This window comes from Microcoleus sp. B13-B6 (assembly GCF_036705405.1).
Classification (GTDB): Bacteria; Cyanobacteriota; Cyanobacteriia; order Cyanobacteriales; family Microcoleaceae; genus Microcoleus.
The window spans coordinates 1-10,981 of record NZ_JAUBUJ010000159.1 but is presented as its reverse complement, the minus strand read 5'-3'; the positions used below and the strand labels follow the sequence as shown (position 1 = coordinate 10,981).

Sequence of the window (10,981 nt, the reverse complement as noted above, 5' to 3'; positions counted from 1 at the left end):
TGAGTTTGTGTATAGAATCTTTCCTGATGTTCGCAACTCTCGCGTGTATTTTTGCTAGTTTAGATATTTATCAGTTACAGGAATAACCCGCGAACATTGGCTAAACGACTTTCAATCCCTTAGCGGAGAATACATTATTACAGAATTTGATAGTACAACTTTTAACCAAAACGAAGGTCAATCAAATGAGTCAACTCTATGACATTCTAGCAGAAATCAAAAATCAACCCACGAAATGTTTAAGACAAACTTCCCTGCCTCATCTGTTCATGTTTTTAAATGGCTACAAAATAGCAAAGCGAGATTTACGCATCACAATCACTTCAGAAGAACAGGAGTTTTATCGAGACTTTCAACCTTGGATTCAGAAAAAATTAAAAGTCAAAACCGTTAACTCTTGGGCAAACATCATTCAACTTTTCTGCATCAATGATAGAGAAGCCTTCAATTACTTTTTTGAACTACTTGCAGAATTTAACCAAGGAGAAAAACCCTCAGAACCCCCCTCCCTCAAAGAATCTACCTGGAAAAATCCTCAAGCTACACCTTCAATTACAGCAGACAACAATTTTTATCAGCTTTTAGATAAAATTAAAGCTAGACCCGCCCTTTATCTCGGCAAGCGTTCTATCTTTAGTCTGCAAGCTTTTTTAGATGGTTACACTTGTGCCTGTCGCCAACTCGGAATTCCTGTTACTGAACAGGAACAAGAATTTGCCGAATTTCAAGACTGGATAGAAAAGCAATTTAACCAGCAATCTACCCGGTCTTGGGCGCGAATTATCCTTTTTTATTCAGAAGATGAATCCCAAGCGCTTGATACATTTTTTCAGCTATTTGAAGATTTTTTACAGCACGAATCCTCGCTTGATGCCGACACAATCTCTCGCCACCAGCCGCCCCGAAAATGGTAATAAAAAGCAGCTAAATTCAATGCTTGAAAACTTATCCGAAGAAGCGCTTGCCCAACTTCGTGAAGAAGCCGAATCTTTGCACCAACAAGAAAAAAGCCCAGTATAGAACCGCTTTGAGATCTTGAGGGCGATCGCTCGCAAGCAGTTGATCGGCTTTTAGCAGTTGGGCTCTCTCGGATATTTGGTGCAGAATGTAGCAATTGATACTAAATTGCTATAAGTCCCCACTTCAGTAGCACTCCGGTGAGACCGGATTGGGGAAGAAAGCGCCGATCGAGCAAGCCGGATTGCGAAAAGGCTCCTGAGCGACTTGCAGTGATGAATGTTTGGCTCAACTTTGCCAAGAGGAGTCTAACTCGAAGTTGCAAGGGTTTTCCAGTACCTAAGAGCTGCTGAGCGGCTGATATTCATGACTTGAAAATGGGCGGAAGTCATTATAGCATTGAGTAGTTATATTACACAGCAGGCGAAACTGAAACGGTGTTGGCGGTTGATTTACTCGCTCTACACGCACTTCTACAAAACTAGGATTCCTCAAGACAAGTTCAAAAATCTCACTCTTCAAATATCGCGGACAATACCCGACAATGTAGTGGTCTTCTGTATTTAAAGTCAAGGCTTTAGAATCATAATGATTTTGAAATTCGTGAGCTAACCACAACTTTTCTCCTGTCTCTAAGCGGTTAATGCGCTCAATTGCACCCTGTGGCAAATACCGCAGTCCGTGCAAGAAAAAGTGAAGGCGATACCGCCCTTCTGAATCTGGCTCAGGAATGGGAAAAACAGTTAGAGTATCTGTTTCTCGCCGTCCACCGCTGCGGGCTAACATGGCAATTGGATCGCTTTCATGTTGAGTCAGATTTAGCCAGTGAAAAAAAATTGAGTAATCGGGGCGATTTTTCGGCATCAACCGATTAGCAAAGACGGGAAATAAGTAGGTTGATGTATATACTTCACCTAAGCGCGGAAACGAGGGCAAGGGTTCAAAACCGCACTTCTGTTGAGCTTCTAAAACGGCTTGCGTGTAGGTAAATTGGTAGTTGGTTCCGTCAAATGTTAGCCTGCCAATGGGAAACCAGGAACGGCTGTTTGGATCTTGCCAAGCCAAAAAAAGTGTTGAGTGTGTTTTCACGGTAGCGTTTTCCTCAAGTTAAGCAGTCTGTGTTGATTGAATTCAAGAATTTTTTGGGCAAACTCGGCTGCAATCAGTGAGATACGAGTGTTAGGAATTCGATTAAAAATATCCACTATATTCGCCTTTGAGATAATTTCAAGTCGCTCAAGCCATATATGCGCTGCATTCGGATAGCGACGTGCAGCGCAGTCAAATACATCAACAGTTTTGAGGGGCTTTTTGTCATCAACGCTGCCATAAAACGCTGAGAAACATTTGTTAGCATAAGTTTCTACTGGGCGTTTTTGCCTTTGTTCATCAGAGAGATCACGGCCTAAGCTAGAAGCGTGATCGTAAGTGGGTGCTAGGTGTGCTGTTTCAGATGTAGCCGACGCTAGGTGTGCTGTTTCAGATGTGGTAGACACTGCCTTATTTCGGACCACACCCCAGTTTTCGTGGTGGCGATCGCCATTGCCAATCCACGCATCTAACAGAAGATAGCCGACAAACACTTCTACAGCTTTTTGGATGCCACTGGGTACTGTCCAACCAATGGGTAAGTTCACAGATTCATCAGAGATAATTCTCAACACTAGATCAATTGTATGTTGTGACAGGTTGTAGGTTGCAAAGGTGGGGTAATTTGGCACGATGGGAGTAAGAAGTTCGTTACCGTGAACGAGGGTGCCACCGTTAGGCAAAAAGTAAGAAGAGACTACACCGAGATTCCCCTCACTCGTGGCAGCCAGTTCATAATTAGCATGAGGAATTCCCAGTAATTCGCACAATTCGGAGGCCACTTTTTCTGCCCAATCTTCGCCTAAATCAAGTCTTGCTTGTTTGTACAGGCAGCGGCCGAGTTCTGGGTGTTCAAACCAAAACTTATACTTGCTTCCCATTGCCTCAGTCTTGGAGAGTTCGTAAGCTTGAGGGGTGACAATAATGATGGGAAATTCATCAGGCATAAATTGTTCAACCTATTTCTTGCGCCGCACTCGCAGTTCACAAATATAGCAACCGCTTTCGTCGGTTAGAACACAAAGTCTGGTAGGGGTCATTCATGAACCCTACCTTGTCTATAGCAGTATGACGACTGCTATAGAACCCATTTGACATATTGTAGCGATCGGACACCAGCAGCCGATCGGATTGCAGCAACCTTACGCCTCGAAAAGCTCTTTTTTGAGGTCGTTCGCTTTAAACCCATAAAAACCGCCTCAAAGGCGTGTTCAGCCCAAGGAATTTAGAGCGTTTTTGGAGTTTTCCTAAAACAACAGAAGCCTACATTGTACCCGCAAGGCACAGTGTAGGCTTCTGTTGTTTTACTTTAAAATCCGCTTCATTTTTCCAATCCCTCACCCACCAAAGCTTCCAGTTCAGCTAACAGCTTCTCTAGTTTCTTTTGCTTTTTGGGGTCATCCCAAACCTTAGACTTTTTCACTCGCTGCAAAGCTGTATCTACGCGACTTTTAAGCGAGCGATCCGGTGCAGTCGCCTCCCCTGTATTTTGGGCTTTTAAATCGGCAATGCGCTGTTTGATTTGGGTCAGAGAGAGGTCGAGAGCGATCGCCTCTTCTAACAATTGGGAGCGCTCTGAGCTATCCTTAACTCGGGCGATCGCTCTGGCTTTAGTATACTCAATCTGTCCTTTCCGCAGCGCTCCAATCACATCATCTGGCAGGTTCAGCAACGGGAGGCGATTGGTTCGGAAACTCTCTGGAGTGTACTTCCCGACGAGTGCAAATATATCGCTTACTATTTCCCACTCCGAGCTGTGGATAACGTTATCCACACCGGCGCGTTCCGGGTGCGCGGCTGCTCCGAGCAAAGCAATAACTGACGAAGAGGTAGAGTTCAATTTCATTGCCAGCAATTGCAGAATTCCCTCAGTTTCCTCAATCGCATTCAAATCTTCCCGCTGCAAGTTCTCCAGCAGTGCAATTTGCAGAGCCTCTGTGTCTGTCAGTTCCCGAATCACAACAGGAATCTCAGTCAAACCTAACGACGAAGCGGCTCGATAGCGCCGTTCTCCCGCTACCAATTCGTACTTGTTGCCATCTATTGGGCGTACCAGGAGCGGTTGCAGAATCCCTAGCTGCTTGACTGACTCCACCAGTTCTTGCATAGCTGTCGGATCGAAATAGCGGCGTGGCTGCTGCTGGGGCAAGACAATTGTGTCTATGGAGACTAGGGAGGATGCGGCATCTTCGCTGTCGCTGGTTCCTAATAGAGCCTCAACCCCTTTGATTTGATAAGGCTGACTGTCGCGCTTTTGATTCATGCCAGAGCTAAGAGTCCTTGTGCAATAGTATCGAGTACGGCGACGGCTGGATGTTTTGGATTGTACACGGCCAGAGGTACGTGTTGCTGTGACGCATCGGCGAAAGCGACAGTCCGAGGCACGGCAGGGTAAATCGCACCAATCTTCTCCAGAGAAGTAGTAATTGACTGCAAACTTTGAAAGGCCTGTACAGTACGGGTATCGTACAGCGTCGGAATCACTCCAGCAATCTGCAATTTCCGATTAGCGCGTTTCCTGACGCGAGCAATGGTTTGCAACAGCAATTCTGTTCCTTTGAGAGCTTTATATTCAGTCTGAATCGGAATTAAGACGTGAGTGGAGGCAACTAGACTGATATAGGATAGGATGCCTAGCGAAGGAGGGCAGTCTATCAATATGAAGTCATAGTTCGAGCTAAGGGGGTCAATGACTTCTTTTAGCCGACTATCTCTCATGTCAGCCACCACCAGTTCCAGCTCTGCTCCGCTCAAATTAATATTAGAAGGGAGCAAGTCCATGTTGTGAAGGTTTTTGCGGAGCGCCGCGTCAGAACCGTTCATAATAGACTCGTAGACAGTCTCCTGTAACTCAGATGGCTCCAAGCCCATGAAGGTGGTAAGTGAGGCTTGGGGGTCCATATCTACTAACAAGACTTTTTGCTTCCGCCTCGCCAAATGGTAGCCTAAATTCATTGTCAAACTGGTTTTGGAGACACCGCCTGACTGGTTGAACAGCGCAATAATTTTGCTCATCTATTTTTAAGCACGCAATAAACGTGTTGATTCAACAACAATATTAGTGGACTGCGGCTTATTCTAGGCTAATCTTTGAAATAACTTTGAGAACCGCCTCTGAAAACTGCGATCGCAGTTAGCATTGAACTATCGCAGTTAGCATTGAACTATCGCAGTTAGCATTGAACTATCGCAGTTATCATTGAACTAGAGATGTTCAGCGCAGTCCCTACCCATAATCTTGGATTTGGGTGGGGTTCGTTCAAAGGTAGTGTTGAGTCAAATCGCTGATAATATCTAAACTCATATTGTCAACTAATTTAGTCAGAGCCACAGCAAGAGGCTTCTGCGACAGGGGAATTCGCTCAATCAACAGCCTTACCGCTTGCTCATCTCCACAAGCTGCTGCTTTATAAAGTTTCTCAATCAACTCCCTCGGCAACACAGATAGCGACTCAGGAGTCAGTTGCATAACAGGCTCATCCTGTTCGGACTTCCTAGACGACTCCTCTTCATAGATATAGCGAACTCCCAAATGAAGCGCCATCTTCTCAAAAATTACTGTTTCTCGGAACGGTTTGGCAACAAAGTCATCGAAGCCATTCGACAAAGCGAGTTTCTTGGTTTCAACAAACGCATTAGCGCTCAAAGCAATAATTTTTGTATTGGAGCCGTCAGGCAGAGAACGAATTTTTCGAGCAGCTTGAAAGCCGTCTAAAAGCGGCATTTTCAAATCCATCCAAATTAAATCCGGCTTGTACTTTTGCCACAATTTAACAGCCTCAGTTCCGTTATCCGCAAACCACAAAAGAAAGCCGGCTGACTTCAATATCTGAGTTAGTAGCAACCGATTTGCAGACTCATCGTCCGCTACCAGAATGCGATAATTTTGTTGGTTGGGTGCCAGTCCATTCACTTGTTTTTGAGGCTGGATGTCACGGACTTCGCTCTGTGTTGCACGACTCACTTTAATGTAAAAACTGAAAACCGTTCCTTTCCCCACAGAACTTTTGACCTTGATATCGCCACCCATCAGCTTGACGAAAGAGCGGCTGATGGGCAATCCCAAGCCCGTTCCCGTTTGTGATTTCCTGCCAGTTGCTGTTTGCACGAACGGCTTGAACAAACTGCTAAGCTCGTCAGGCGCAATACCAGGACCTGTATCCTTCACTGAGAACTGGAGAAAGAATTTGGGTAACGGTTTTTTTGCCAGCGGCTGAAGGCATTTTACAGTCAGCTTCACCCTACCCGCCTCAGTAAATTTAACAGCATTACCCAACAGATTAATCAAAACTTGGCGCAGCTTGCTTTCATCAGTTCGGACGTATTGCGGTACATCTTTCCGGAGTTCAAAAACAAGTTGCAATCCCGACGACTGAGCTTTGAGTTGGAACATCCGTTCTATGTCCTTGAGCAAACTGTACAAGTCAACAGCAGTTTCTTCGAGGGTGATTTGACCTGCTTCAATTTTGGACAGCGACAAAATATCGTTGATTAGTTTCAACAAATGCTCGCCACTGCGATTGATAATATCTAAACTCGACTGCTGTTCCGGTGCAGTTTTTTTAGAGTTCACAAGCAAGTGAGCAAAACCGATAATCGCATTCAGAGGCGTTCTCAATTCGTGGCTCATGTTAGCCAGAAAGGTACTTTTAGCGCGATTGGCGCTTTCGGCGGCAATTTTAGCTTGTTTTAGTTCCTTCGTTGTCTGTGCAACTTGCCGCTTTAAATCGCCGGAATATTCTTCTAGCCGCTGGCGAGATGCTTTTAACTGGCAATTCATGCGCTCGAAAGCACAGGCTAGGGCTTCGAGTTCGGCAACGCCGCTACCTGAAACTGTTGAGTCGAAGTCGCCGCCAGCTATCGCCTCTGTTGCCGAAATTAACCGCAGCAGCCGCTGTTCTATTCTTAGGGAAATGGACAGCAAAAGGCAGATAGAAAGAATCAAAGCCAGCAGCACGAGCAAAATAGTGTTGCGAGTATTGGCCTGAACTTTTTCCGTGAAGTCCGTTTCGGGTACAACTGCCACAATCAGCCAATTTAAGCCTTTCGAGTTTTCAAAAGGTCTGACTTGCAGCAAGTATAATGAGTTGCTGGCAGTAAAGTTAAGATTTTGGCTGCTGTTAATAGCAGCGAGGCTGCCATAATGTTTAAGCAAATACTCTGTGGAAAGCTGGATTACTTTTTGTTGCAGAGCTTGGGCGCGAATTCGCTGCTGGGAGTCAACAGAAATAGACGGTTTTAGTTCAGTTACCTCGTTCCAAGCAACTAAGTGTCCCGAACGGTCTAAGATAAAGGCTTGACAGTTAGGGCTGATGTGGAAATCGTGCAAGTTGAATGTTGAGGTTGGGGTGGGAAAAGCAGGATTTGTTTTTTGTTGAGGCAATATTGTTTTTGGAGAGTCTGACCCATTTCTTTTCCCATTTGGTTTGATTGTGACTCCGGCTGTTTGACTTGGGCGAAGTTGGTTTACCGAACCAGTTTGCATTTTTTTATAAGTCCCTTCTCCTTTCCCAACCCCAACCCCTTCTTTTAAGTAGTTGTCAAGGCGGTCAGAGATGCGGCTCGTTGCTTCTCCCAATAGCTGTGCAACTAAGTCATTCATTGTCTGCCGCCCTGTTTGAAAAGAAAGCCATCCGGTCAGACATAGTAAAGTCGAAATCAGGAGAGCGTTGGGGACTGTAAGCACAACGCGCAGCGGGAGGGCAGACTTTTTTTGAACTGAGCTTTTTGGGCGGAACATTGGTTAAAAAAAGGGAGTGCGAATGAGGGAAAAAACGTTCTTCCGAGAAAGTATTACTGCCGAACCGTTCAAAAAATACCTATTTAAGATGTCTTTTCAAAACTGATAACTCAGCTTTGCGTTGAGTAGGAAGTAAAAGAGTTATCCCCTCTCACTCACCATCCCTGCTCACTCTCATTATGCTGTTTCACTAATTGCTATTATTAATAGCGCAGCTTCAAAGCAATCAGAATCAGTCAAAAGCCATAAGTTCTCAGAGCGAGCGGTTAGTGACACAGGCTCCAACCTGACTCAGCGCGGGCAGTATTGAGGAGAGGATTCGCATCTCAACTTTTCGATAATCGGATGGGTAATAGGAAGTTAGGAGACAGTCAGTCAAATTCTCTCCCACTCCCTATTCCCTACTCCCCATTCCCCATTCCCGTTACCTATTCCCGCAGCTCCGGCTCCAATCAAAAAGCAGAGCGACTTTTAAGAAGCCGAGTAGTTCGGGCTGTTGGCGGTTGTCGCTGTTGAAATCTTGTTCCAGGGTAGTTCAATTCTTCTCGTGCAATGCGGCTCAGCTCGACAATCACAGACAAGTCTACTCCGGCTCGTGCAGCAGCATCTGCCGCCGATAGATTCTGATTTCTTACCAGAGCTAAAAATTGCCGCACGCTGTAGACTACTGGGTCGTTGGCTGCTGTGTAGCCTTTTTGAATGGCAATCAGCAATCCTTTTTCGACATCTGATACTGCGGGGGCGCGACCTCTATCAACGTTCACAGTCGGCTCCATTCTTGGCGTGACGGGAGCGATGCGAATTCCTAAGTGTTCTGGTTCTTTGTTGGTAGGAACGATGTTGAAGTTGTAAAGTCGCTGTTTCCCTTTTGAATCTACAGTTTTGATTGAAAGGTTAGTGATGGTAGCTGTGGTAGCTCCCGGAAAATTGAGCGCTTGAATGGGACGCAAGAAAACAGTTTTGGCTTGGCCGCTTGCCAACTGTGCATCGGTGCTGAAAACTATTTTTGAGGGGTCGGCAATTAAAACGTAGGCCAGAGCTTCGTCGGTTGAACTGAAGTCGATCGCACTCGCGCGACCGGGATAGACTAAAATATCGATCGCACTATTGACGGCAATATCTCGACCCACAGTTTGATAGCCTGTTACTCTTGATTGAGCAAAAGCACAGTTGGGGTAGCTTGCAGTAGCGAACACTGCTGTGAACAAAAGCCCTCCGAGGGAAAGCATTCTTGGGGATTGGATGCGATTCGTCATGGCAGTTATTCGTTGATGTGGAGAAAATTGTTGACAGTAGAAACGGGGATTTCCTTTACTAATCGCCGCAGTCGCGTTGGGGCGACTTAACCGTTTACCGACGGTTTGGTTATCGGTAAATGTTGAGAAAGCTGTTAACAGTAATAGAAACCGGGGTTCCTTTATTAACCACAGCTACATTGGGGCGGTTTAAAAGTTCTTCAGTTGCTCTATCTGAGCGGCTTTCCATCCGTTTTGCCAGGGGGCTGAAGAAGCCATCGAGGACGGCTGACCAAATTTGGGGGTCTCGACTTTCAACGGTGGTTGTACTGCTCCCAAACCTACCGCTAATACTGCTAGAGCTCCTGACTTTAGGGTCTGCGAACACTTGACCGACTCGTCCAACTCCCGACAGCACTGCGGTAAGGATATCCTGTCCGGCAATATCTGAACCTGGGTCGAAGTAGCCTGAAGCAATCAGCGGCTGTCCGCCCTCTCCTGCAATCAAAATTGCGCCTTCTGGAATGGGCTGCTGTTTAATCTGACCGTTTCTATCAGAGTAGACGAGCGCTACAGCACTAGCTTGTACCATGCGATTGGTTTTGCTGACGGTGTTGGCTTTGACAATGACAACTGTGCCGGCAGGAAAGGCAATAGAGCCGTCAGTTGCCGTTACGTCGGCTGTGAGAGTGACGGCAAATTTGTCGTAAAGCTGTTTGCCTGAGCCTTCATCCCACAGCAGGGGAACCGAAACTACGCCGTTGGCTGTGGTTCCAAGGGGAACCTGAGCTGTTTGGGAGGTTGAGGAACTTTGGGGCGTGCGGTTGAGAATGCCTTTTGCCCCTAGGGAGTTTACTTGTTCCAGAGTTGGGGAATTTGTTAAGGCAGAAGCCTCTGGAGCAGTTTCTGGGGAAAGGGTTTGAAATTCTGTATCAGGCAAGGACGTTCGGCGAGCGCTCAGTCGAGCCGCAGTCTCGATTGGGCTATCGGTAGAATCGGAACTTGTTTGGGGGGAAAGGGCAGCCGGAGTTAATTGGTTAGTCGAGTTTTGGGAGTTATCAGTGGTTTCGAGGCTGTCCTCTGCTGGGGGAAACTCCGGGTGTAGCCTTTCCTCGCTGACGTTATTTGGGCGGTTATATAATTCTTGTGGGATTTGCTCGAAAGAAACGTATGAGGGTTGCGACTTTTGGTTGCCGACATTGACTGTTAGGAATTCAGTTGTGGGAGCTGGCTTTGTCAGAGCGGCGGCGGTAGCACTTGTTGTCGCTGGAGTGCTTGGTGTTGCACTCACGGCATTCGCTATTCGGTTAGGGTCAAAATTTCCCCTAATTTGTCCGAGTTGAGCGAGTTGGTTCCACCGCTCAAACGGGTCGATTTTTTCTTCTGTTGGAGTTGGAATTAAAGGTGGGGGTATTAACGGTTTGGGTATGGGGGCTGGTGGGGGCGCGGGTGTTCTTTGCGGTATGGGTGCAGGTACTGTTACCGTCCGCACTACTGTTCGGGGTGCGGGTAGGGGTTCGCGTAGAGGAGTAGGTGGCGGTGCAGCGCTCCGGGTAGCGACTAGACGCGGAGTTCGCGGAGTTCGTGGGGTTCTTGACGGTTTGGGCGACGGTTCTGTTTTGGGTTTTGCGGTTTTTTGCGGTTTTTCGGCTAACAGTTTTTGTTGGTCTTGGTAAGCTAATTTAGCCAGCAACTCCGGTTTTTCATCTTTAATGGTGCCAGAAGAGCTTTCTTTTGGTGTTGATTGTGCGATAGGTTCGCGAGGTGATTTAGGCTTGATAAATTGCCAAATCAGCAGTCCTAGCAATAGTATTCCACCAGTCAATAGCAGTATTGTCACTGCTCTAGGAACGCCTCTTTCGGAAACAGGCGGGGGCAGTGGTCTTTCCTCATCTTGAGCGAGTTGATATTGAGTTTCAAGTGTTAGGGGTGCATTGGGGTCGAAATTAGCAATGAAGTT

8 protein-coding genes are annotated in these 10,981 nt (G+C 46.5%); 1 reads left to right on the top strand and 7 read right to left on the bottom strand.

All coding sequences use genetic code 11. The features are described from left to right. Positions 1–185 precede the first annotated feature (185 nt). Entirely contained in the window at positions 186–914 is a 729-nt protein-coding gene (locus QUB35_RS36765; RefSeq protein WP_333054911.1) for a hypothetical protein, read from the top strand. A 382-nt stretch (positions 915–1,296) separates the two neighbouring features. On the opposite strand, the gene QUB35_RS36760 is transcribed toward QUB35_RS36765, so the two are convergent. From QUB35_RS36760 to QUB35_RS36730, 7 genes are all read right to left on the bottom strand, one after another. Beyond that, a complete protein-coding gene (locus QUB35_RS36760) occupies positions 1,297–2,046 on the bottom strand; it encodes an HIRAN domain-containing protein (RefSeq protein ID WP_333147675.1) in 750 nt (249 codons plus the stop codon). Beyond that, on the bottom strand, positions 2,043–2,993 hold the full coding sequence (locus tag QUB35_RS36755; RefSeq protein WP_333147673.1) for a hypothetical protein: 951 nt from the start codon (positions 2,991–2,993) through the stop codon (positions 2,043–2,045). The genes QUB35_RS36760 and QUB35_RS36755 overlap by 4 nt, the downstream gene beginning before the upstream one ends. 374 nt (positions 2,994–3,367) lie before the next feature. Further along, positions 3,368–4,309 carry a ParB/RepB/Spo0J family partition protein gene (locus QUB35_RS36750; protein WP_333147671.1) on the bottom strand — a complete coding sequence of 314 codons (942 nt, stop codon included), beginning with the start codon at positions 4,307–4,309 and terminating at the stop codon, positions 3,368–3,370. Further along, the gene (locus tag QUB35_RS36745; protein WP_333147669.1) at positions 4,306–5,061 is read right to left on the bottom strand and encodes a ParA family protein; all 756 of its coding nucleotides are present in this window, start codon (positions 5,059–5,061) and stop codon (positions 4,306–4,308) included. The genes QUB35_RS36750 and QUB35_RS36745 overlap by 4 nt, the downstream gene beginning before the upstream one ends. A 244-nt stretch (positions 5,062–5,305) precedes the next feature. After that, positions 5,306–7,648: an ATP-binding protein gene (locus tag QUB35_RS36740; RefSeq protein WP_333147667.1), complete on the bottom strand. Its 2,343-nt coding sequence runs from the start codon at positions 7,646–7,648 to the stop codon at positions 5,306–5,308. Positions 7,649–8,238: 590 nt separating this feature from the next. Further along, entirely contained in the window at positions 8,239–9,042 is an 804-nt protein-coding gene (locus tag QUB35_RS36735; RefSeq protein WP_333147665.1) for a hypothetical protein, read from the bottom strand. A gap of 109 nt (positions 9,043–9,151) precedes the next feature. Continuing rightward, positions 9,152–10,981, bottom strand: a 1,830-nt coding sequence (locus QUB35_RS36730) for a hypothetical protein (protein ID WP_333147663.1), incomplete at its 5' end; no start/stop codon positions are given.